This is a genomic window from Thermodesulfobium acidiphilum, from assembly GCF_003057965.1.
Classification (GTDB): domain Bacteria; phylum Thermodesulfobiota; class Thermodesulfobiia; order Thermodesulfobiales; family Thermodesulfobiaceae; genus Thermodesulfobium; species Thermodesulfobium acidiphilum.
Genome location: NZ_CP020921.1, coordinates 417,026 through 440,405, shown reverse-complemented (window position 1 = coordinate 440,405; position 23,380 = coordinate 417,026). Strand labels below are relative to the sequence as shown.

Here is a 23,380-nt window from a genome sequence, read left to right as displayed (position 1 = left end):
TTTCACAATCAAATTTTTACTTTTCTAAATTATATCTAGTTATGCCTTGAGGCCCACCAATCCAAAGGGTATTGCCATATACTGCGAGAGCTTTGATATCGTTGTCTAACAAACCATCTGCTTTTGTAATCTTTCCAAAATCGCCCGTAGCTTCGTTATAGGTCAATACACCTTTAGGACTCATCATATACAGCTTGCCTTTTTGGTAAACAAATCCCATTATTGAGTCTGAATAAATTTTTGGCACGTAATAATCTTTAAACTTATTGTCTTTGCTGATGTAATGAACTACGCCATATCCTGTTATAAGAGTGGATTGTTCCTGAAACACACTAAACCAGGCTCCATCATCGGTTATGATACCCTTTTCTATCCATGGATAAGAAGTTATCCCTGGTGGATAATCAGCAGGAAGATAATTTATCCACTTATGAGTTTTTTTATCATAAATATTCAAAGCACAAGAAATGTTTAAACCCAGCATATTAGTTTCTCTGGACACAGCATAAATCCTATCCTTATCACCAAGAATCAGAGTAAAGGCACCCATTATTAAATGATTCTTTTCAGAATAAGTAGTAATCTTATTTGTCTTAAGATCTAACATATACAATCCCTTTTCAGTTCCGACCCAAAGATCGTTAGAATCTCTGTAAATACTGAGAACAGAACTAAAAGCGTGATATTCCTTTTCCGGAAAGGAGGAAACTAGCTTTGGGCCTTTAAGATCCCAGAGTTCAATTCCATTTTTTCCACCAAGCCAAAAATAAGAATCGCCTTGATAATACACAGTATTGTACTCAAATTTTGTATCCAAACCTACCCACTTTTTACCTTTTAAATACATAATTTTTCTATCATTATCACCTTTTTTGAAGAGAGCATAAACATTGTTATTATCAAAATAAAATTTTTCAACCTCATATCCTAAAGGATATCCATCGTTATAAGGTACGACTTTCGTAGTAGATTCTATCAAAAAGATTCCAAAACTTGTAGCAGCCCAAACGTCGTTTTCGTTTTGAATACCAAGAGCTTTGATATCCTTTAATTTATCAAAAGTTATAATAGAACCGGGCGCTTGCTTAGTTAATGCAACAAAATAACCTATAACCCAACCTTCCGAATTATCCTGAAACTTTACTTTATACCAATCTCCCTGCTTTTCAATCGATTGTATGGGGGTAACCTGGTTGATTATTTTGATAATCTTAAAACTTGTACCAGGGCCACTTCTTACTGGTATATTATTTCCTACCAGGTTCCCATCAGGAGTAAAGGCTGCTGCATAAGCACTAGAAACCAGAAATGCCCACAATACCAAAAGCAAAATAAACCTTTTAATATTAATCATATTAATCATCTTTTCTGTCCTTTCTGTTTCTTAGTTCATGTATAATTTCAAGGGCAGCAATTGCACCCTCTCCTACAGCAGTGGAAATCTGATAAGGTTCTCCAGTACAATCTCCCGCAGCATATATTCCAGGAATATTAGTTCTCATTTTCCTATCTACTACAATTGATTTTGTTTTTTCGTCAATTTCTAACCCTAAAAATCTGGCTATATCAAGCGGCCCCATATCTCCCAAAGCAAAGAAAACGCCGTCCGCAGATATCTTGCTCTCGTTATCCAGCAAAACTCCAGTAACCTTTTCTCCATCACCAAGCACTTCAATTACCTTTCCTGTCGTTAATTCAACATTATTTTGTTTTAACTTATTCAGAAAGTTTTCAGAGATTTCAAAACTCTTTGCATGCGAAATCAAATTTATCTTCGAAGCAAATTCAACCAGATCAAGAGTTTCTCTTGCAGCCAGATCTTTATTACCTATTACCACAACAGGCCTATTTTTGTAAAAAAACCCATCACAGGTGCTGCAATAAGAGACTCCCTTCCCAACATATTCTACTTCATTTTTTACGCCAGAAGGTTTTACATTCAATCCCAGTGCTAGAATCAAAAAATTAGCCTCAAAGCGATTTTCTTTATTTGTTTCAACGTAGTAACCGCCATTTTCAGAAAAGTTAGCTGCAATAACTTCTTCTTCTAAAATTACTGCGCCAAATTTTTTTGCTTGAGCTACCGATCTCTCCTTAAATTCTTTACCCGAAATTCCTTCAGGAAATCCAAGGTAGTTCTCAATGTTATGGGCCCACGAAGCCCTTGATCCGCCTGGCAAACCTATTACAAGAGACGAAACATTAGCTCTTGCTAAATAAACAGCAGCAGATAAACCAGCAGGTCCTGCTCCCAAAATAATTACATCATATCTCAATCTTTATACCTCCAAAAATGATTTAACCATTATAAACCATTGTTGCAGATCATATAAAATAATACAATTAAAGGTTTTATCTAGGCAAATAATTTAAAGGATTTACGTACCTTCCATCAACCTTTATCTCAAAGAGCACGTGTGGCCCCGTAGACCAACCAGTACTACCTGCATAGGCTATCACCTGACCCTGGCTAACTCTTTGTCCTACCGAAACAACTATCGAACTATTATGAGAATATGAAGTACTAATGCCATCCCCATGATTAATAGTAACAATTTCTCCATAACCATGCTCCCAACCGGCATAAGTAACTACCCCTCTATCAGCAGCCCTAACTGGGGTACCATAAGGAACTCCTATATCTATTCCTGTATGAAACTCTGGAGTGCCGAAAATTGGATGTATTCTCCAACCAAAACCAGAAGTAATAGGTCCATCTACAGGCCATATAAAGTCGCCAGGAAATCCTCTACCTCTATAAGCAAGAGCAATACGTTCATACCCATTGTTGCTATTATTAGATGTCCACTTGTTTGCCACCTCAGATACAACGTCAAGTCCTGGTATGAATATATCCTGCCCTATTTGAAGTTCTTGAGGGTTTGGTATATTGTTGGATTTCAAAATTCTTTCTTGACTGACCCCATATATATCACAGATTTCACCCAGCGTATCTCCTGGCTGAACAGTATAAATTACACCGTTCATGTTAGGAATTTTTAACTTTTGACCAACTTTAAGGTACCCTTCATCTCTAATGTCGTTCAGCAATTTAATAGTTTGATAATTAATGCTGAATTTTTGAGCTATACTTTCAAGCGTGTCTCCTGGCTGAACAGTATACTCCTGAATCTGAAGCTTTGGTTCGCTTTCAACCTTTTTAACGTCTCCTTTTGAAACTTTTTGAACGGGAAGATTTGAAAAATTAGAAATTTTTGGTTTTAAATTAACGCTACTTGTAATTATTAGCCCCCCTACAATCAGAGGAATAATGGGAAAAAAGTAATAAATTTCTTTTTTGTATTTCGTTAAAAACTCTTTAATAGAACCTAATTTAAATTTTTTAAAAAAATTACCCAATAAAATCACCTCTCATAGCCTAATTTTTAGCTCAATTAAAAATTTATGATATAATCAAATACGTTGTGCCCGTAGCTCAGTTGGATAGAGCGTTGGACTACGAATCCAAAGGTCACAGGTTCGAATCCTGTCGGGCACGCCACTTAAAGCCTTTAATCACCTTAAAAAATAAAATCATAACCTTAGTACCTCCTGAAAAGATCCTTGCCCTTTACCCCTTTTTAAAACTCATTAAAAAAAATAAATTAATTTCATTAAATTTAAATTAAAATCAACTTTTAAACAACTCCAAAAGTATAGTTATTTAAAATGAATATGTCAAATGTTTTTGTCATATAAACTATTTATATTATCCTTTTCAGAAAAAAATATAGAAAAAAATTAATAAATTATAAAGATAACTTAGAAAACAAAAACGAATAAAATTGCCTTATTGACAGAATTGAAAAAATTATATATACTTATTTTCGAATTTTCGAATATATGTATAAAAAGAGGTGATTATAATTAATTTGCTGCAACTCTTTGATGCCCATGCAGAGCTTTGCAAAAGCCTTTCCAGTTCGAAAAGGCTTATGATAATAGCAATGCTTGCTGAAGGGGAGGCAAACGTAACAGAAATTGCTAAAACAATAGGCGCAAGACCATCAACTGTTAGCCAGCATCTAGCTATTCTTAGATCACACAATTTAGTAGAAGCCAGAAAAGAGGGCAAAACAATTTACTACTCACTCTCAGACAAAAGGTTAGGTGAAGCCTGTAATCTTATAAGACAAATTCTTTATGAAACAATGAAAAAAAAGGGCAATTTTGCAAAAGAAATGAGTTTGGAAAGCAATTTTCTTTGCTTTAAAATAAAAAAATAAATATTAGGAGGATGTCATGAGCTTAGACTTGAAAAATTTGAAAGTAGACAAAACAGTAGATGCAAGAGGGAGTGCCTGTCCTGGCCCATTGCTCGCAGCCAAAAGAGAAATCGTCTCGATACCTATTGGCGGGATAATGGAAGTTCTATCCTCTGACGAAGGAACAAACGAAGACCTCCCATTATGGGCAGAAAAAGTTGGACACGAATTTTTAGGAACTGTTGAAGAAGCTGGATATTGGAAACTTTATGTAAAAAGAGGAAAATAAAATGTCTACCAATAATCCAAAAATATTGGTTTTTTCAACAAATAACATCTCAGATCCGGGTATTGACCTTGCAGGGGCATCTCATATGGACTATCCAGAATCGGTTAAAGTTATAACAGTACCTTGCTCTAGTGGTATAAGCCCAAAGTGGATTTTAAATGCTATAAAAAATGGCTTTGATGGAGTATTTATAGCTGCCGATGGAACAGACTGTCCTTATTTAACTGACTGCACAGATAGAACTGCAAAAGTCGTAGAAAAATCACAAGAACTCCTTACAGCAAACAATCTGGATCCGAGAAGAGTAAAAATGGCAGCAATATGTTCAGTTTGTGCAGAGTCATTTGTATCACATATTAAAAAGTTTCATAAAGCATTAAGTGAGTTAAATAATTAACTATAAGGAGTAGGCATGAGCGACTTTAAAAAATTTGATGCATTAGTAATAGGTGGCGGAATTGCTGGGATGGAATCTTCCATATTGCTTGGTGATATGGGGTTCAAAGTGCTTCTTGTAGAAAAAGAGTCCAGTATTGGCGGAAAAATGATACTACTTAGTAAAGTATTTCCCACTCTTGATTGTTCGAGCTGTATATCTACACCTAAAATGGCTGCAACAGCAGCTCACAATAATATTACCGTGTTAAATTATAGTGAGGTAGAGGAAATAAAGAAAAAAGAGGATTCGTTTACTGCTAAAATTCTTAAAAAAGCGTCTTTTGTAGATCCTGCTAAATGCACTGGATGCGGACAGTGTGAGCTTGCTTGCACTGTTCCCTTGCTTGACCAGTTCAATTGTGACCTGGTTCCCAGAAGAGCGGCATATATTGCATTTCCACAAGCCGTTCCTAAAAAAGCCGTAATAGAGAGATTTGGTACATCCCCCTGTACCTTTGTGTGCCCTATTGGCATAAAAGCTCACGGACTGGTTTCACTCTCAAGATCTGGAAAATTTGAAGAGGCATATCGTTTACATCTTGAAGACTCACCTCTAGTTTCAACTCTTAGTAGAATATGCTCCGCTCCCTGCGAAAAAAGGTGCACCAGAAACCAATTAGAAGGTTCTATCCCTATTAGAAACATAAAGAGATATATAGCTGACAAACACTTTAAAAATTTCCCTATACCACAAAAAATAGAACCAAAAAATCTATTAGATAAGAAAATTGCAATTATAGGCTCTGGTCCATCTGGACTCAGCGCAGCATATTATCTAGCTAAAAAGGGTTACAGAGTAACTATTTTCGAATCATCAGACAAACTGGGAGGCAAACTTAGATTAATTCCAGATTATTTGCTTCCAAAGAATTTATTAGATAGAGATATTGAAGAAATAACATCGTTCAATAATATTGAAGTAAAGCTTAACACCAAAATCTCTTCTTTAAAATCTTTAAAAGAAAATGGATTTGACGCAGTATTGTTGTCAACTGGAACCAGCTATAATGAAAAGGATTTACCAGAATTCTTAAAACAAAAAAATGTCATAGACGCAATTAAATTCTTGCAGAACAAAGATATCCCCCCCACCCTAAATTCTAAAAACGTTGTTGTAATAGGTGGAAATAACATTGCTATGCACTGTGCCAGAGTGGCACTAAGGTATAAAGCAAACGTTTCAATACACTTTGAAAAGGACAGGGTAAGTATGAGTGCTACAAAAAAAGAGATCGACGATGCTACAAACGAGGGAGCCAGATTGATTCTTAATTCCAAATTAGATGAGATAGATAAAGCAGATATTATTGTTTATGCAATGGACCCAAAACCTGAGCAAATAATTTTTGACGAGTCTGATTCGAATATATCCGAACTAAAAGTTAACGAATTTTATCAGACCCAAATTCCGTGGGCATTTAGTTGTGGTGACAGTGTACACGGACATTCAAATATTCTTAAGGCTATTTCCAGTGCAAAAAAGGCAGCTTTTTATCTTGATCTATTTTTAAACAATTTAGATTTTAGTTCAGAAAAATTTGACAACAGACTTCCTGCCGTAAAACCTAATGAAATAAAAGAACGTTATAACTCAGACTTTCCAAAACATATAAAATTTGAGCCACATCTCAAAACAAAAGAACTCAATTTTGAAGAAATAGAACAAACCATTTCAGAAGAAGAAGTTAAGAAATATGCTACAGGCTGTCTGGATTGTGGTGGTTGTAGCGAATGTCACCAATGTGTAAACATTTGTCCGGCTAATGCAATAGATTTTTCTATCAGAGATATAAGATACGAAATAGAAGTGGATACTGTAATTGTCTCTACAGGATTCAATTTGTTTAACGCCAGCAAAAAAGAAATATTCGGCTTTGGCAGATTTCCAAATGTCATCGACGCAATGCAAATGGACAGAATACTCGCACCAACCAGGCCATATAATGCTGTAATAAGACCATCTGACGGTAAAGTACCCTCAAATATTGCAATGATATTGTGTGTAGGTTCACGAGACAGAAAGGTAAACAATAATATATGTTCAAGAGTTTGCTGTATGTATTCTCTAAAACAGGCGCAACTTATAATGGGAGCCCTACCTACCGCCGATTTGACTATTTATTACATTGATATAAGGGCATTCGGCAAAGGATATGAAGAGTTTTACCACCAGGCCAAAGAAATGGGAATAAGATTCGTAAAAGGGAAGGTAGCAAGAATTGAAGAAGATGAAGAAAACAATTTAAATCTATTTTACGAAGATATAGAAGAAGATGGGCAGATAAAGGTTGCCAGTCACGATATGGTAATACTATCAGTTGGCCTACTGTCGAACACATCTATATTTAAGTCTTTCAAAGATATAAAACTGGATGCGGACAATCATATGTTCGTAAGAGAAGTAGAAGAAAACATAGAGCCAGCAAAAACCTCAATAGAAGGAATATTTGTAGCTGGCACTTCTAGTTCTATAAAAGATATCCCCGATTCTGTTGTACACGCTGGAGCTGCTGCAGCTCAAGCAGCAGGATACATTACAAAGATGAGGAGGGGGCTATGAGCGATAGAATTGGCGTTTTCATATGTTATTGCGGTGGAAACATATCTGACTATGTAGACGTAGAAAGAGTAAGGGATGCAGTTGCAAACGATGAAGGCGTAGTATATGCAAAGACCAATATGTTTACATGTTCTGACAGCGCTCAAACAGAAATGATAAATGCAATAAAAGAAAAGAAGTTAGACGGAATTGTAATTGCTTCTTGCTCCCCAAAACTTCATTTGAAGACCTTTCAAAATATGGCACAAAGGGCAGGACTTAATCCCTACCAGTATACTCAGGTAAATATCAGAGAGCAGTGTTCATGGGCACATACTCACAACAAAGAAGCAGCCACTTCTAAAGCAATTGATTTAGTAAGAGCTGGCATTGCAAAAACTAGAAATTCTGTTCCACTCACTCCATTAAGAGTAAACACTGTAAATCAGGCTTTAATAATAGGAGGAGGCATATCAGGTTTAAGGTGCGCTTTAGCATTATCCGATATGGGGATCTTTGCTCACGTAGTAGAAAAAGAATCCAAAATAGGTGGCAATTTAAAGGACATAGGTATAGTCTTTCCTGAACATAAAAATAGTTCTGAACTAATAGAAGAACTTGAAAAAGAAATTAAGGGAAGAAACAATATAAAAGTTTATACGAACGCAAAATTATTGAAAAAACAAGGCAGCGTAGGAAATTTTGAATGCGATATAATGTCTGGAAATGAAAAACTAACTTTAAGCGTTGGTTCAATAATTTTAGCAACAGGATTCAAGCCCTATATTCCAGAACCTAATGAGTTTGGCTATGGGCACCCCAATGTAATAACTTTGGTAGATTTTAAGAAGTTATTATCAAATAATACTAAAAAAGGTGAACTAATCTTTAATGGTCAAAGAATTAGAGAAATAGCCTACATTTATTGTGTAGGTTCCCGAGAAAGTAATAAAGAAAACGGCAATAAATACTGTTCCAGATATTGTTGCAGCGCTGTTAACTATGCTTCTCTTTTAGCATTTGATATCGATAACAATTTAAAGCAATATCATATTTATAGAGATATAAGAACATACGGAAAATACGAGGAATATTACGAAGAAAATCTCAGACGTGGAGCTTTATACTTCAAATACGAGGAAGAAAACCCCCCAGATATTAGTCTAAAAGGCGAAAGAATAAAAATTATAGTAAAAGATAGATTGCTGGCCAAAGAAGATATCTTAATCCCCTGTGATCTGCTAGTATTAGTTAACGGTATGGTAGCAAATGAAAATACAGAGCTAAATGATATCTTAAAAACTCCTATCGGTAAAGATAAGTTTTATAACGAAATTCATCCAAAACTAAGGCCTGTAGAAACTGTAATAGACGGCATATTCATTGCAGGAACGTCACAAGGTCCAAAAAATATTTCAGAAAGCGTAGCTAGTTCAATGGCTGCAGCATCAAAAACAGCATCTCTTCTTATAAAAGGCTATGTAGACATTGAACCCACTGTTGCACACGTAATAGAAGAAAAGTGTACAGGTTGCAAATTATGTGAAAATTCATGCCCTTACGAAGCAATATCCTTTATAAATAAAAACGACAAGATAATTGCAAACATAAACCCTGCAATTTGCAAAGGATGTGGCGGCTGTGTACCTGATTGCCCTGAAGATGCGCTGGAAGTTCTTGGTTACACTCATGTTCAAATAAATTCTATGATAAATTCTATGCTCTTGGAGGCAAAAGAATGATAAAAAAATTTATTAAGCCGCCTTTACACGTTATAAAAAATGAGATGTATTTCCACGAAAAAATAGCTTCTTTGCTCAAAAGTGAACCAAAGACAATACCAGAAATTTCAAAGGAATTAAATATTCCAACTTATGAGGTTACTATGCATCTAATGGCAATGCGCAGATACAATCTTGTCGAAGAACTTCCAAAAAAGAGACGAGATGATTACTATAAATACGCTCTCAAGGAGAAATAAGATGATAAAAGTCAATTCTGGATTGATAGATAAGATTAAAATAAGCGAAGATTTCAACGCTTCAGCATGTTTTAATTGTGGGACTTGCTCAGCACTGTGTCCAGTAGGATTTGATATTTTACCCAGAAAACTCTTTAGATATGTTCTCTTAGGTGAAGAAGAAAAAATTCTTGAGAGCACCGATCAGGTATTTTCATGCCTTTTGTGTAGAATGTGTGAAGAGCAATGCCCACATGAAGTTAATATTACAGAAAATATAAGGCTTATAAGAAATTATCTTGCCAAAAGCAAGCTTGGAGTGTGAAAAAAATGAGCAAAGTGGGAGCGGTTTTAGGAATATTAAACGATAATTTTGAAAAGAGAAAAACAGTATTTAGCGTTTCAGAAAAAAGCCTTACATCATGGGCAAAAGATTTAGACATAAAAAGAGGTACAGAAACAATAATTTATACGGGACACATGTACCAGCTTATGCCCATCACAAAATCAGCAACCACTCTTTACGAAAATCTCGAAGATTCCCCTCTTATGAAACTAGCTCCAGTAGGCAGAATCGTTAATAAGTTTGTCAACCTTTCTTCAATGTCCAAATACGCTGCAAAACCTGAGAGAAATGAGGTAGAAAGGTCAGAAAGATGTCTGCAAAATATCTATAAGCTTTTAAAGTACGCCGGTGTAGAGGCAGGATACTTATATGAGGATGAACTTTATGTTGGTACTCTTTTGTACGACAACGGTATAGACGAACCGCTAATAAATCAAGCAAAGACATTAAACAAAATTCTTAAAGACAATAACGTTAAAAATATTATTACAGTCGATCCACACACTACACACATGCTTAGAAGGGTTTATAAAAAGATTTTGCCAGAATTTAATTACGAAGTAAAAAATTATATTGAAGTATTATATGAAAATAAAATCAAACCTCAAAATAAGCTAGATATGACAGTCGCTATTCATGATTCCTGTGTCCTGGCAAGATATGAAGAGATAATAGAAGAGCCAAGAGTTCTTTTAAAAAATGCCGGAATAAATTATGTAGAACCAGAACTTTCAAGAAAGCTTACTCACTGTTGCGGTGGTCCAATTGAGTCACTCTTCCCAAAAAAAGCAAAAGAAATTGCCTCAAAAAGAGCAAACGATTTATTATCCTGTTCAAACATAGTAACTACAATGTGTCCAATTTGCTTATTAAACTTAAAAGAAAGTTCTCCTTCAAAGGATAGTTTCCTGGATCTTTCCGAAATCTTAGTTAAATCATACTTACAAAATTCATAAATAGTGTTAGGAGGAGAGAATGGCAAAGAAGGCTTTTATTGCACTCACATCAGGTCCTGATAACCCTGAAAAAGTTATAGGTGCCTTTATTATGGCAAACGCTGCTTTTGCAATGGACTATGAAGTTACTATGTGGCTTCAAAGCGGAGGAGTTTTTACAGCAGTTAACGGAATGTTTGAGAGAATTACGTATAAAGATTATGATCCTCTGGAAATTTACGTAAAGAACTTTATAGAACAGGGCGGTAAATTCTATTTATGCGTTTGCGCAAGTAAAGCCAGAAACATAACTGAGAAAGATCTTGTTAGAAATGCTCAAATAGTTGGAGCCGGAAGAGCAATGTTAGACATGGCCGAATCAGACTTAGTAATGTTTTATTAATTATCAATCTAAAAACTTAATCGGAGGAAAAAAATGAGTGAAAAGCTTGTAATTACCTTATCTTCTGGGCCAGAAAACCCAGAAAAGGCAGCCCTTGCATACGTAATGGCTAATGCAGCCCTTGCAATGGATGCTGAGGTATTGATGGTTCTCCAATCAAATGGCGTTTACACAGTAACAAAGGGAGTTTACGAACACATAAAGGCACCTGGACATGATCCGATAAAAAAACATGTAGAGAATTTTCTTTCAAATGGTGGAAAATTTTATGTTTGTATCCCCTGTTGTCAGGAAAGAGATATTTCTCAAGACCAAATACTGGAAGGCTGCGAAATGGCCAAGTCTGGCAAGGCTATGAAAGCTATACTGGAAGCCAAAACCACATTAAACTATTAAATCTTTAAAGTGTATTTTTATAACTAAATTCTAAGGAGGAAATTCTAATTTGAGCGAAAAAGTTGTAGTTATGTCGACAATCGGACCAGAAGACCCTGAAAAGGCAACCCTTGCATACGTAATGGCTAATGCAGCCCTTGCAATGGATGCTGAGGTTATAGTTTGTTTGCAGGCAAACGGTGTATACACAGTAACAAAGGGAGTTTACGAACACATAAAGGCACCTGGACATGATCCGATAAAAAAACATGTAGAGAATTTTCTTTCAAATGGTGGAAAGATATTCCTATGCATTCCTTGTTGTGAAGAAAGAGGCATCACAAAGGAAATGATAGTTGATGGCTGTGAGCTCACAAAAGCCGGAAAAGCCATCAAAGAGATATTAGAGGCTAACTCAGTATTAAATTATTAATCTTTTAAACCCTGCCCCCGTCTCCAAAAATTGTTGGAGACGGGGCTTTTCAGAAATATTATAGGCACATTCTATATATTTTTTCAACGTCTTCTTCAATCAACGGCTTATAACCGTTCAAAATTCCCCCTCTACAGGCCTTATGTGCCATAATCTTGAAATTCTTATCATCAATGCCAACCTCGCTCATGAAACTCACCGCCTGTTTGCAAAAATCCATTTAAAGCCCAGGATGATGTCCACATCAGATTTGCTCTTACCTGATAGTTAGTTGGTTCTTTTATTGCAATTGGAGCATACTTAATTCATTTCAGACCCTAACAAACCTTGTCATATAGGCCAATCCTTTTAATTGTTCATCCTCCATTTCTCAAGAGGGTTCATGAATAAAATCAAGTACTTTATCTCTAAACAAAATTAATTGAACCAGGAGAAAAATTTTTATAAAAAACCTAAATTTTGTACCAAAAACAATGTTTCTATACATTTTCCTTTTCTTTAAATCTTTAAGCATCTTTTCCAGGAATAGTTTATAATTAATTTCAGCAAAAAGTTTATTTTTTTCAGAAAATAAAATTGCCTCAGAAGCCATTTGAGCAGTTTTAATAGCATAATATATACCTTCGCCTGTTATAGGATCTGTAAAACCACCTGCATCGCCTACTAATAAAATATTATTAAAACCTGTCCTATTTGGAATCCAACCTGTAGGTATTAGATGAGCAAAAGTTTTTATTGGTTCTTCATATCCAATTGAATTTAGAAAATTATTGAACTGTTCTCGCATCAGACCTTTATTTTTGCTTATTAGCGCTCCTATCCCAATAACAGTTCTCTCTTTATTAGGAAAAATCCATCCATAGCCAAATTTTGTAAATCCAAAAAATAGAGACGCTCGATCAGTTGTAAACTTATAATCATAAAATTCTATAGCAAGGGTTAAGTTATCTTTATAATCACTGCTATCTATAATAGTATTTTTTATCAAATAATTCCTAATAACGCTATTTACACCATCAGCAGCAACAATATATCTTCCCTTAAAAGTATTGCTACTTGTGAATATCAGCATATTGTTTACATCTATACCTACAACCTTAGTTTTACCAAAAAAATATGCACCTGAGTCTATTGCCTTTTTTAAAATTGCATAGTCAAACTTTCTTCTATTGACATAGATAAATAACTTTTTTGAAAGGGCTGAAAATATTTTTGTTTTCCTATAATAAACTTCAAACCTATTTGAGAAAAATTCAATTTCCTTTTGTAAAAATTTATTACCAAATATAGATTCAATTAAGTTATAAGACTTTTTTGTTAGTAACCCCCCGCAAAGTTTATCCCTGGGAAAATCTTCTTTATCAATTAATGCTACTTTTAAGCCATTTTTTGCTAACAAAGCAGCAGCCGTAGCCCCAGCAGGTCCTGAACCACAAACAACTACATCAAATTCTAAAATTTCATTGTTCATATAAACTATGATTATAAGATAAATTCAATAAAGTTGAAAATTTATTATAAAATAAAAATTTTCTTTATCAAATAATAAAATTTAGTTATTAAGTCTAATAAATTAAATTTAAAAAATTAAAAAAAATGATAAAATTTTTATATGGGTTAATATTCATTCCAAATATTTACTAAACTTTTGTCTAATACCTTTACGCTTCTAAAACTCAATTCAAAAGTAAAATATCTATAAACATTACAATTACAAAACTCTAATTACTTTTAGGGGTAACTGGATTTTGTTTTCGTGAACGGGAAGGGAGGTGAAAATGATAATTTAATATTAGAAAAAATATGTAGCACTTAAGCAGTTTTGATTTATGTAACAGAGAAATTTTTTATAGGAGGGAAAGATGAAATACAAATTGATACTCTTGTTTGTAATTTCAGTTCTCATACTCTTCAGTTATAACCTTGCTCAAGCTCAAAGTTGCTTCCTGCAGGAAAAACTGACAGAATTTCAAATTTACAAAAGTATTACCGCTAAAAGTTTTAATGACCCACTACTTATCGGACAATGTAAAGGTTGTATTGAAGAACCGGCTGCAACATGTACATGGCATGGTCAGGAAATACCCCTTCAACACATTCAAAATGTAACAGTGGAAGGTTTTAGAGATGCCCAACTTGTAGGTCAATGCCAGCTTCATGCACCCGGTTCCTGTCTCAATGGAGAATTTATTAACGTTTGGAGAGCTCCAAACGAATATCCAGGAAAACTACTCGTACACAACGGTTATCAGGGACCACAATGCACGTATCAAACCTGGATTATGGAATAAGGTTGCATGCGGCTAAGCCTATGATGGTTTAGCCGCTTTTTTATTAATGCTTTATGGAGAAAATAAGATGAGAAAATATTGGTTGAAAATTTTGGTTATTGTAGCAAGTTTTATTGTTATTGTTACAATATTTCTGATTAATTTTAAACATCCTGAGATTTTGTCCAAGAGCTTTAATAGTTCTAGCAGCTCTGATAACTCAAATAGTTATCTTTTTTATAAGTGTGAACCAGAAGGAAAACTAGAGCTTAAAAATTTATATTTTTATACTCAGAGTGCACAAAATAGTAAAGTTAGTACTATAGAAGCGCTTCAACAAGCAGGTTATAAAAATCTAGGCGGGCCAGATGAACTATTAATAAGGAATAGCAATGGATTTGTGACTTCTACAAAGCTTTTAAATTTGTCCTGTAAAATTAATGATTCAACGTATAAAATTACTATAGGTTCAATAGCTGGAAATCCTAACCCTATGGGCCAATGCGGTGCCTTTAGCAGTCACTGGGTAGCAATAGAAAAAGGTGATAGTACAATTTTGCCAAAAACTATTTTACAATCGTGCAATTCAGAAAGTGCAATTTCAGACATAATAATTAATTCAAACGGTAAAATACAAATTCATAAAACGAATCCCTACTCTCAATCAGAGTCTAAAAAATCAGCAGATGTTAATAAAGAGCGCACAATATATGTAGGACAGGCACCAAATGCAATAACCACAGATAAATTTGGCAATATTTGGGTTACAAATTATCAAAGTCAAAGTATATCAAAAATTAATCAGGAAGGGAATGTTACTAACTTCAACATAAAGGTCGATCCAATAGGTATTGCAGCAGATAACTATGGAAATATTTTTGTTATTAACAATAATAGCTTGATAAAACTCAATCAGGAAGGAAAAATACTTGGTACCCACGAAATAGCAGATGGTATGAACTACATCTTCATAGATCCTAAAAATAATATCTGGGTAGATGACTGGAAAAGTGGTAAAATCTTTAAACTTAACGAAAATGGCAGCATAATAAACACCTATCAGGCAAGCCGCGGTGTATACCAGATAACAATGGATAAAGTCAATAATTTATGGGTCACTTCAAGTTATGGGCCATTAACAATACTTTATTCTGATGGATATATCAAGGAATGTCCACAATATGGTGTAAATAATATTATTTCAGACAATAATACAGCATGGATTACCACAGGCAAACTTTTAGATAATAGTGTTATGTTAGAACATATAAATTTAAACTGTAAAATCTTAGATCAAAGCTATAAGTTAGATATTCAGCCAACAGGAATAGCAATAGATAGTATGGGAAATATATGGATTTCTGGAAACAAAAAATATGGTGGAGGCCTTCTAGAAGAAATAGCCAAAGAAGAAAAACATGTTTACCCACTTGGGAAATTTCCCGGACCTTTAGTTGTTGACAAATATAATAATATATGGGTAATAAGCGGGCAAAATACTATTACAGAATTTTATGGATCATCAGAAACCACACAAATGAACTCAAGTCAAAATTCATCATCCAATCTTAATCCACATTTACCAATAGCCGTACACCATACCTTCCCAGAAAATATTGGGAAATAAATACAGTTATATTCAAAAAGAAAGCCAATAAAATCTATTTATTAAAATTCAGAACTTTAGTAAGAAAAAAAATTCCAAAGTATAATATAATAATAGATATTACTTATAGGAGGATACCAGAGTGGATAAATATGTATGCACAATTTGCGGTTATGTATACGATCCAGCCGTTGGCGATCCGGATGGTGGCATAGCTCCAAATACTCCATTTGAGAAAATACCTGATGACTGGCAATGCCCTGTTTGTGGAGCTTCAAAATCTGATTTTAAAAAACAGGAGTAGGAGGTAAACTAAATGAGCGTAAAGGGCACTAAGACAGAAAAAAATCTTCTTGCTTCGTTTGCAGGCGAATCTCAGGCTAGGACAAGGTATACCTTTTTTGCATCACAAGCAAAAAAGGAAGGATACGAGCAGATTGCTGCAATATTTTTGGAAACTGCAGAAAATGAGAAAGAGCATGCTAAAAGGTTTTTTAGTTTCCTTGAGGGCGGTGATGTTGAAATTACAGCTTCATACCCCGCTGGCGTAATAGGCAACACACTTGAAAACCTTAAAGCCGCAGCAGAAGGGGAACATCTAGAACATACTATACTGTACCCTCAGGCAGCAGAAGTTGCGGAAAAAGAGGGTTTCCCCGAAATTGCAACGTTATTCAGGAATATAGCTAAAGTTGAAGCAGCACACGAAAGAAGATATAGAAAGCTTTACACAAACGTTCAAAATAATGAAGTCTTTAAAAAGACAGTGAAAACTGTATGGAAATGTAGAAATTGTGGCTATCTCCATGAAGGAATTGAAGCCCCACAAAGCTGTCCAAGCTGTCTACATCCTCAAGCGTATTTCGAGCTCTTTTCAGAACCCTATTAATGTCTCTCTAAAATTTCCCTAAGGCACTTATAAATGCCTTAGGGTTTATGAGTAATTAATTGGAACCAGTATTGCTTCTACATTTTTCCCTTTGGTTTGCTTTGATTTATTCCATGCCTCTATTGCTCTGTTTACAAACATATCAATATCTTCCTGTGGCTGATATTGGGTAACGCCAATAGTACATTCAAGATTTTCTCCATGAGAAAAGATTTCAGATGTTATCATAGATTTTATTCTCTTAGCAACGAACAGCGCTCCAAAAACATCAGTTTCAGGGCAAAGAATGGTGAACTTACTCTTTGAGTAATTACAAAACAGATCAAGACCCCTTATTGAATTATCTATTCTATTACAGAATTCCCTCAAAACTTTATGAGCTATTTCCTTGCCAAATTTAGAGTAAATGCTATTATAATTATCGTTAGATAAAAAAATTAAACTAAGCGGCCTTTTATATCTTACTGACCTTTGAGTTTCCTTCTTTAACTCTTCAAAAAAGAACTTTTTGTCATATAGGTTAGTGATAGGATTTCTAACTCTCTTAATAATTCTATAGCTTTTGTACCTATCTAAATTTGACATCCTAAACAAAGAAATAATTACAATCTCAGCACCTTTTATCTCTGAATAATCTATCCAAAAAGGTTCAATAGAAAATTCTTTTAAAAAAACACTATTTTTCAAAAAAACAACGTTCTCGTTTTTCTTATTACCTTTATTTTTAATACTTAAAAGCCATTCTTTCAAACCCTCTCCTTTATATAAACTTTTTTCATCTGGATATAAAAAGTCATATATATCAAGATTCTTTTCGTTGAACTCATTTAAGCTTGAAAGACCAATATAATTCAGTAGATTTTTGTTCATAAAGACAATTTCATCATATTGACACACAAAAACCATATTTTGGATATTAAAGCAAATGTCTTTATAGAATTTTAAATCATAGGCTATCATTTTTTGCTGGTTGATTTCTTTAGCAAGATTAAAGAAAAAGTCTAAAAAGGTCAATTGGTTGAAGTTCTCATCCACATAATAAAAACTAATAGAAGTGCTAGATTTTAAGTTAATTCCTCTTCCAAGAAGTAACAGCAGAAAAACATCTGGAAAATCTTTTTTAATTTTATTTATAATAATTGGAATTTCTGAATTGTTTTTCGATCTAAATATTACCAGATCTGGTCTAAATTCGTTTATTTTTACGAAAATATCCTGCGATTTTGTACACGTTTCAAGAGTCTCAACGTTGTTTGCAACCAGATTGGATATCTGAACGTTAAAAGTTTTAGTCAAATCAATATATAAAACTTTTAAAGGCAATAACATAATTAATCACGTAAATTAACTGTGTACAATTTCTGGAAACCTCAACAAATAAATTCCTAACCTCTTATCTTCACCACCTATATGATTCTTTAACCAATCAATAACAAAATGCTTTATTAACAAAAGAAAGCTCTCACTAATGCCATTTTTCAAAAATTCCCTCTTGAGACCATTTACATCAATAATAAACCTATCGTGAAACATTCTGTGTTGGTAATAATTTGGATATCGATACTTAATCATAAAGTCTTCCTCTGTGCCGAAGTGAAATATTATGTAATGCTCTAAAAAGTCAAACATTTTAGCTACTCCTTCCTTTGCCTCTCCCCTTTCACACGAATCTAGCAACTCGTTTATATTCTCAAATAACTTCTTATGCTGGGTGTCAATAATCTCAATGCCTGTTTCAAAATCAGGGGTCCACTCTACTTTCATATTTTCATCATTCATCAGAACACCCCTATCATTTAATTCTCCCGTAAATTTATTTTAAACTTTTTGAAAGTTTCATGTATGTTATTAAAATTATTATAATACAAAATCTGGAATATCAATTAAGGTCAAACTAAAAAGCCATTTTAATTGTAATTTGCCAACTTTCTCAGGATGTGATATATTACGTTCGGCAAGCACAAAGTTAATTTATAAAGTTGTCTTCAAGATAAAATTAAATGCTGATAAAGTATAATAATAAAAACAATATTTTATTTAATTTAAGAAAAGGAGAGATAAGCTTGAGAAAAATTATTCTAAATGAGAAAGACATGCCAGATTTTTATTACAACGTTCAGGTAGATTTACCAGAACCGCTTTTACCACCACTACATCCAGTAACCCGAGAACCAATAAAGGCAGATGATCTGAAACCAATTTTTCCACAGTCGCTAATAAAACAGGAGACTAGCGATGAAAGAGAAATAGAAATCCCAAAAAAAGTAAGAGATAAATATCTCAGTTATCGCCCCACTCCACTAATAAGAGCTTTGGCTCTTGAAGAATATCTTAATACCCCTGCAAGAATATATTACAAACACGAAGGAATATCGCCAGCAGGAAGTCACAAGTTAAACACTGCAATACCACAAGCATATTTTAACTCGATAGAAGGAATAAGGTCACTTACAACAGAAACAGGTGCCGGTCAATGGGGGAGCGCTCTTTCTATGGCATGTTCCTTTTTTAACCTCAAGTGCAAAGTTTTTATGGTTAAAGCAAGCTTTGAACAAAAACCATACAGGAGAATATTAATGGAACTTTTTGATGCACAAGTTTTACCTAGTCCCTCAAGCACTACAGAGTCAGGAAGAAAAACCCTTGAAACTGACCCGAACTCTCCAGGCAGTTTAGGAATTGCTATATCAGAAGCAGTCGAAGAAGCAGTAAAAAATCCAGATACCAATTATGCTCTGGGATCTGTACTAAATCACGTTTTATTGCATCAATCAATAATCGGTCTGGAAGTAAAGAAGCAATTGAAGCTAGCAGATGAAAGCCCAGAAATATTAATCGGGTGTGTAGGTGGGGGCTCCAATTTTGGCGGCCTAATAGCACCATTTGTAAAGAAAAAAATTAAAAACAATCAAATTAGGCTTATAGCAGTCGAACCATCTGTCGCTGCATCGCTTACAAAGGGTATATTTGAATACGATTATGGGGATACCATGGGATTTACTCCACTGCTTGCTATGTATACGTTGGGGCACAATTTCGTTCCACCACCAATTCATGCAGGAGGGCTAAGATATCATGGGATGGCTCCAATAATAAGCAATCTTTACAAAAACAAAATAATTGAGGCATGTAGTTACGATCAAAAGAGCATATTCGAAGCCGCAAGAATATTTGCTAAAACAGAAGGGATAACTCCTGCCCCAGAATCTGCCCATGCAATAAAAAAGGCTATAGATGAGGCATTAATAGCAAAGGAAGAAAAAAAAGAAAGAACCATTGTGTTTCTTTTGTCAGGGCACGGTTATTTAGATTTAAGTGCTTATGAAAAAAATAGAGAGATAAACTAATTAAAATATTCAAATGTAACTTATTCCTCAAACCCATAAATACTAAGGTTATATGTTGATCTTTAATCCAACTATTTCTCTGGGTTTAGCAATTTTAATTTTAAAAGGCAATTTTGACTTCCCAAAAATTTCTCTATAAGTCTTTTTCAAAAGTTCGATACAGTTATTCTTTTCACTCAGGTGACCAAGCACAATATTTCTCTTTTTTATCTTAGAATTTAAAAGAGCAAACGCTGCATCCTTATTGGATAAGTGCCCGTTTGAAGAAAGAATTCTTTTTTTTAGATAATAAGGGTAAGATCCGTTTTTCAACATTTCAATATCATGATTTGACTCAAGGACTAACAAATCAGATTTATCAATCGCATACTTTACGTCAGACGTAACTTCACCAAGGTCAGTAATATAAGAAAAACAAAAATCCTTATAAGAAAACTCATAGCCAATTGGGTCTATTGCGTCGTGAGATGTTGGAAAAAATGAGACTTTTACGTCATTGAACTTTATATCGTCATTTAATATTTGAAAACAATTCCTACATGATACCTTTCTTGAAACTTCATAAAGACACTTTTCTCTGATAAAAACAGGAATATTATAATTTTTCATAAAGACTTCCAATCCTTTGACGTGATCAGTGTGTTCGTGAGTAATAAATACTGCATCAATATCTCCAATCCTAAGATATAAGCTCTCTAAAGCCTTTTTAAGATAAAAGCAACTAACTCCAACATCTATTAAAAAATTATAACCACCTATTCTTAATAAAGTAGAATTGCCACTACTAGAGCTTGCCAGGACGCTTAATTCAACGCTTTTCAAAGTTTCAGTTCCTTTGTAATCTTGAAGTGCAATTTTGCAACCTTTCTCAAGCCATCCAAACCATATTGTTCAACGATTTTTTGTGCAACATCCCTAACGCTCACGCTCCCCCTTTTCAATTTGATCCCAACTTCATCAGATAACTTTTTCATCTGTCTCAAAAATTCTGCACGAGCCAGAATTGAGGCAGCAGCCACAAACAAAAATTTACTTTCAGCTCTTTCTACCTCAAAAAATTTTACATTCTTATACCCTGAAAACTTTTCTTTTAAACCGCTATTGATAGAAAATTTGTCCACCACTACATTAAAACTGCTTTCTTTATCCAGAAAATAACTTATTGTTTCAAAATGAAGCCTTGCAAGAATATCGTTCAAATTAGCGTTTTTTGACCTGTAAAATTCATAAACATTATTATACTTCTCGGGCAATACAGTTATTCTTTTGTATAAAACTTTTGAATTAATAATTTCAGATTCAAGACAAAAGATCCTATCCTCACTTAACACTTTACTATCTTTAATCCCACAACTTTCTAAAAATATCAGATTTTCATCCGTCATTTTTACCCCCGCAACTACCAGAGGTCCAAAGTAATCTCCCTTTCCACTTTCATCAGAGCCAATATAAAAGTCGAACTTCTCATCTATTTCTTGAGATATCAAATATTTTTTAAATGTATTTTTAAAGCAATAACTAATTTCATTTTTTAAATCGGTGTTTTTTATTAGAGATGTATCTAGTTTTAGGCCACTTTTTTTATTCTTATAAAACCTTACAACTGCTTCTTCTTCTCCAAACAAAACTTTTAACTGAACTCCATACTGAATTACTTTAATATCTTTAATCAAAAAACCACAAAGCTTAAACCTTTCTATTATAGCTTCAAGTTCTGTATCAAACATTAAGAAGATTTTTTTATTTTCTTCGGTTTTAATTCAAAAGTGCTTTTTGGATTAGTTCCAGTCCACGCCTCTAATTCTTTGGCTTCAAAGATTCTTTTGAAATAGAAACTAAATATCCCAGCCAAAAATCCCTCGCACATGCTACAAACAAAGCGATCAGAATGTTCAACCCCAGAGCAATAGACATCCTCTAAAATACTTATCTCAAAGTATAAAGAATTCAAATCCATATCCTCTAATTGCAATACACCAAGCCTTTGTTCCTTGAACGCTGTTTGCAAGGATACCAAAAACTTTTTAACGTCACCTTCGGCAGAAATAAATGTTTCACAAAATTCGTTTCCAGCTAAAAATCCTGCATCGAACAAAACCCTGTCAGCTTCGCTTTGTCCAAATCTTTCTTTTAGTTTCTCCTGCACAGAGATAAAGAAAAACCTGTACATAAATACGGGCATCAATAGTCCAAGATTTGGCCTTCCAGCGTCAATATTGCCAATTTTATCAATTATGCCCTGTTCAACATTTTCATCGCTTTTCATATCTACCTACTCCTTAAAACTATATTTTTCTATAATCTTCTTCAATAAATTTGAAATATCTTTCATGTTTATCCGAAAATCCCTTTTAGCTTTCAAAAAGTTTGCCAGACTTTCTCTGTTCATTAAATATACATTATTTAACTCAAAAACACCATTAATATCAGAGTTAATAAAAACAATTAGCGAAAAAACGTTTACGTCAACTTTTAGATTTTTTCTAATTTCCTCTTCTAACCAGACTTTGTTTTTCAAGGCTACTGTCAATATATCCCTTTTTGGTTTAGCGTTATCTAAAAAAAATTCATTGTTTTTTATTGAAAAAGAACCCTTAGTGTAGCACACGTTTATAATAAAAATACCAGAGCCCAAAATCACCAATAAATATAATATATCGCCATATCTTCCTGGAAAATGGGTGTATACCAAAGAATTTTCTGGTATCGTTTCCAATTCTTTACCAAGTTCTTCAGTAATCCTATAAGGCCTTATTTTCATGCTATCTGAAATAAAACTTATATTCCTATTTCTATAAGCTCTAGAAAGAATTAACAGTATTACAAATACTGAAAGGGACAATATTATTAGCTTAAACATCGGCCCTTGATTTAGATAATCAGACAAAACGAGAATAAAGGTAAAAAATACTGAAACAATCGCTATTAATAGCGAGTTTTTTCTTATATATCTTCTTAATTCTTGCTGATCTATATCCCTCATACTATTTTATTTTTTTCATCAACGTAAACAATTTTTGCAACAAAGTCTTTTAGTTCTTTATCCTCAACCCAGCAGTATGCCACTATAATAACCAAATCACCTGGTTCAGCAAGTCTTGCTGCAGCACCGTTCAAACTTATCTTACCAGAATTTTTTTCTGCCTCTATAACATAAGTTTCAAAACGCTCTCCGTTATTAAGGTTAAATATGCTTACCGCCTGACCTGGCATTATTCCTGACTCTTCAAGTAAAGCTTTGTCTATGCCTATACTGCCTTCATAATTGAGGTTTGTATCCGTTACCTTTGCTCTATGAATCTTTGATTTCAACATCTTTATGTACATCTAATCACCTCTTAAAAC

The 23,380-nt window shown here is 33.9% G+C and carries 27 protein-coding genes, 1 tRNA gene and 1 pseudogene; 17 read left to right on the top strand and 12 right to left on the bottom strand.

Annotation, left to right across the window (positions count from 1 at the left end; translation table 11 throughout):
* Positions 1-16: 16 nt before the first annotated feature.
* From TDSAC_RS02210 to TDSAC_RS02200, 3 genes are all read right to left on the bottom strand, one after another.
* Positions 17-1,354, bottom strand: a complete 1,338-nt coding sequence (locus TDSAC_RS02210) for an SH3 domain-containing protein (RefSeq protein ID WP_199919864.1) — start codon at positions 1,352-1,354, stop codon at positions 17-19.
* 1 nt (position 1,355) lies between these two features.
* Positions 1,356-2,276 carry an NAD(P)/FAD-dependent oxidoreductase gene (locus tag TDSAC_RS02205; protein ID WP_108308656.1) on the bottom strand — a complete coding sequence of 307 codons (921 nt, stop codon included), beginning with the start codon at positions 2,274-2,276 and terminating at the stop codon, positions 1,356-1,358.
* A 76-nt stretch (positions 2,277-2,352) separates the two neighbouring features.
* On the bottom strand, positions 2,353-3,360 hold the full coding sequence (locus TDSAC_RS02200) for a M23 family metallopeptidase (protein ID WP_199919863.1): 1,008 nt from the start codon (positions 3,358-3,360) through the stop codon (positions 2,353-2,355).
* A gap of 65 nt (positions 3,361-3,425) precedes the next feature.
* Here TDSAC_RS02200 and TDSAC_RS02195 point away from each other — a divergent pair.
* The 12 genes from TDSAC_RS02195 (at position 3,426) to TDSAC_RS02140 (ending at position 11,923) form a co-directional block, all read left to right on the top strand.
* Positions 3,426-3,502, top strand: a tRNA-Arg gene (locus tag TDSAC_RS02195).
* 370 nt (positions 3,503-3,872) lie between these two features.
* Complete coding sequence (locus TDSAC_RS02190) at positions 3,873-4,226, top strand: ArsR/SmtB family transcription factor (RefSeq protein WP_108308652.1); 354 nt, start codon at positions 3,873-3,875, stop codon at positions 4,224-4,226.
* A 16-nt stretch (positions 4,227-4,242) separates the two neighbouring features.
* Positions 4,243-4,494 (top strand): sulfurtransferase TusA family protein, encoded by a 252-nt coding sequence (locus TDSAC_RS02185; protein ID WP_108308647.1) that lies wholly within the window; start codon positions 4,243-4,245, stop codon positions 4,492-4,494.
* A gap of 1 nt (position 4,495) precedes the next feature.
* Complete coding sequence (locus tag TDSAC_RS02180) at positions 4,496-4,891, top strand: hydrogenase iron-sulfur subunit (RefSeq protein WP_108308644.1); 396 nt, start codon at positions 4,496-4,498, stop codon at positions 4,889-4,891.
* A gap of 15 nt (positions 4,892-4,906) precedes the next feature.
* Positions 4,907-7,492, top strand: coding sequence for an FAD-dependent oxidoreductase (locus tag TDSAC_RS02175; protein ID WP_108308641.1), 2,586 nt, complete (start codon positions 4,907-4,909; stop codon positions 7,490-7,492).
* Complete coding sequence (locus TDSAC_RS02170; protein WP_108308638.1) at positions 7,489-9,213, top strand: CoB--CoM heterodisulfide reductase iron-sulfur subunit A family protein; 1,725 nt, start codon at positions 7,489-7,491, stop codon at positions 9,211-9,213. The genes TDSAC_RS02175 and TDSAC_RS02170 overlap by 4 nt, the downstream gene beginning before the upstream one ends.
* On the top strand, positions 9,210-9,452 hold the full coding sequence (locus tag TDSAC_RS02165; protein ID WP_108308636.1) for a helix-turn-helix domain-containing protein: 243 nt from the start codon (positions 9,210-9,212) through the stop codon (positions 9,450-9,452). Before TDSAC_RS02170 ends, TDSAC_RS02165 begins: the two co-directional genes overlap by 4 nt.
* 1 nt (position 9,453) lies before the next feature.
* Entirely contained in the window at positions 9,454-9,756 is a 303-nt protein-coding gene (locus TDSAC_RS02160; protein ID WP_234405754.1) for a 4Fe-4S dicluster domain-containing protein, read from the top strand.
* Positions 9,757-9,761: 5 nt separating this feature from the next.
* Positions 9,762-10,733 (top strand): heterodisulfide reductase-related iron-sulfur binding cluster, encoded by a 972-nt coding sequence (locus TDSAC_RS02155; protein WP_108308630.1) that lies wholly within the window; start codon positions 9,762-9,764, stop codon positions 10,731-10,733.
* Positions 10,734-10,752: 19 nt separating this feature from the next.
* Positions 10,753-11,115 carry a DsrE family protein gene (locus TDSAC_RS02150; protein WP_108308627.1) on the top strand — a complete coding sequence of 121 codons (363 nt, stop codon included), beginning with the start codon at positions 10,753-10,755 and terminating at the stop codon, positions 11,113-11,115.
* Positions 11,116-11,148: 33 nt separating this feature from the next.
* The gene (locus TDSAC_RS02145) at positions 11,149-11,511 is read left to right on the top strand and encodes a DsrE family protein (protein ID WP_108308625.1); all 363 of its coding nucleotides are present in this window, start codon (positions 11,149-11,151) and stop codon (positions 11,509-11,511) included.
* Positions 11,512-11,560: 49 nt separating this feature from the next.
* Positions 11,561-11,923: a DsrE family protein gene (locus tag TDSAC_RS02140; RefSeq protein WP_108308623.1), complete on the top strand. Its 363-nt coding sequence runs from the start codon at positions 11,561-11,563 to the stop codon at positions 11,921-11,923.
* Between the two features lie 58 nt (positions 11,924-11,981).
* On the opposite strand, the pseudogene TDSAC_RS09250 reads toward TDSAC_RS02140, so the two are convergent.
* Positions 11,982-12,228: pseudogene (locus TDSAC_RS09250) on the bottom strand (NADH-dependent alcohol dehydrogenase); the annotation flags it as partial.
* 65 nt (positions 12,229-12,293) lie between these two features.
* Positions 12,294-13,394, bottom strand: a complete 1,101-nt coding sequence (locus TDSAC_RS02130) for a geranylgeranyl reductase family protein (RefSeq protein WP_108308621.1) — start codon at positions 13,392-13,394, stop codon at positions 12,294-12,296.
* Between the two features lie 391 nt (positions 13,395-13,785).
* On the opposite strand from TDSAC_RS02130, the gene TDSAC_RS02125 reads away from it, so the two are divergent.
* The 4 genes from TDSAC_RS02125 to rbr all read left to right on the top strand — a co-directional run bounded on the left by TDSAC_RS02125 (position 13,786) and on the right by rbr (position 16,688).
* Positions 13,786-14,214 (top strand): hypothetical protein, encoded by a 429-nt coding sequence (locus tag TDSAC_RS02125; protein ID WP_108308618.1) that lies wholly within the window; start codon positions 13,786-13,788, stop codon positions 14,212-14,214.
* A gap of 67 nt (positions 14,215-14,281) precedes the next feature.
* Positions 14,282-15,820: a Vgb family protein gene (locus tag TDSAC_RS02120; RefSeq protein WP_108308616.1), complete on the top strand. Its 1,539-nt coding sequence runs from the start codon at positions 14,282-14,284 to the stop codon at positions 15,818-15,820.
* A 121-nt stretch (positions 15,821-15,941) separates the two neighbouring features.
* On the top strand, positions 15,942-16,103 hold the full coding sequence (gene rd / locus TDSAC_RS02115) for a rubredoxin (RefSeq protein ID WP_108308614.1): 162 nt from the start codon (positions 15,942-15,944) through the stop codon (positions 16,101-16,103).
* A gap of 12 nt (positions 16,104-16,115) precedes the next feature.
* On the top strand, positions 16,116-16,688 hold the full coding sequence (gene rbr / locus TDSAC_RS02110) for a rubrerythrin (RefSeq protein ID WP_108308611.1): 573 nt from the start codon (positions 16,116-16,118) through the stop codon (positions 16,686-16,688).
* A gap of 45 nt (positions 16,689-16,733) precedes the next feature.
* Here the strand turns inward: rbr and TDSAC_RS02105 are convergent, their stop codons facing one another.
* Together TDSAC_RS02105 and TDSAC_RS02100 are read right to left on the bottom strand one after the other, a co-directional pair.
* Complete coding sequence (locus TDSAC_RS02105; RefSeq protein ID WP_108308609.1) at positions 16,734-18,017, bottom strand: GGDEF domain-containing protein; 1,284 nt, start codon at positions 18,015-18,017, stop codon at positions 16,734-16,736.
* A gap of 15 nt (positions 18,018-18,032) precedes the next feature.
* The gene (locus tag TDSAC_RS02100) at positions 18,033-18,467 is read right to left on the bottom strand and encodes a bacteriohemerythrin (protein ID WP_108308607.1); all 435 of its coding nucleotides are present in this window, start codon (positions 18,465-18,467) and stop codon (positions 18,033-18,035) included.
* A gap of 284 nt (positions 18,468-18,751) precedes the next feature.
* Between TDSAC_RS02100 and TDSAC_RS02095 the strand changes: the two genes are divergently transcribed.
* Entirely contained in the window at positions 18,752-20,035 is a 1,284-nt protein-coding gene (locus TDSAC_RS02095) for a TrpB-like pyridoxal phosphate-dependent enzyme (RefSeq protein WP_234405753.1), read from the top strand.
* 48 nt (positions 20,036-20,083) lie between these two features.
* Here the strand turns inward: TDSAC_RS02095 and TDSAC_RS02090 are convergent, their stop codons facing one another.
* From TDSAC_RS02090 to panD, 5 genes are read right to left on the bottom strand one after another with little or no spacing between them, the layout of a single operon-like run.
* Positions 20,084-20,857 carry an MBL fold metallo-hydrolase gene (locus TDSAC_RS02090; protein ID WP_199919862.1) on the bottom strand — a complete coding sequence of 258 codons (774 nt, stop codon included), beginning with the start codon at positions 20,855-20,857 and terminating at the stop codon, positions 20,084-20,086.
* The gene (locus TDSAC_RS02085; protein WP_108308600.1) at positions 20,854-21,762 is read right to left on the bottom strand and encodes a ribonuclease HIII; all 909 of its coding nucleotides are present in this window, start codon (positions 21,760-21,762) and stop codon (positions 20,854-20,856) included. The genes TDSAC_RS02090 and TDSAC_RS02085 overlap by 4 nt, the downstream gene beginning before the upstream one ends.
* The gene (locus TDSAC_RS02080) at positions 21,762-22,301 is read right to left on the bottom strand and encodes a hypothetical protein (RefSeq protein ID WP_108308598.1); all 540 of its coding nucleotides are present in this window, start codon (positions 22,299-22,301) and stop codon (positions 21,762-21,764) included. Before TDSAC_RS02080 ends, TDSAC_RS02085 begins: the two co-directional genes overlap by 1 nt.
* 6 nt (positions 22,302-22,307) lie before the next feature.
* Positions 22,308-23,018, bottom strand: coding sequence for a hypothetical protein (locus TDSAC_RS02075; RefSeq protein ID WP_108308595.1), 711 nt, complete (start codon positions 23,016-23,018; stop codon positions 22,308-22,310).
* Entirely contained in the window at positions 23,015-23,362 is a 348-nt protein-coding gene (gene panD, locus TDSAC_RS02070) for an aspartate 1-decarboxylase (protein WP_108308593.1), read from the bottom strand. Before panD ends, TDSAC_RS02075 begins: the two co-directional genes overlap by 4 nt.
* Between the last annotated feature and the right edge of the window lie 18 nt (positions 23,363-23,380).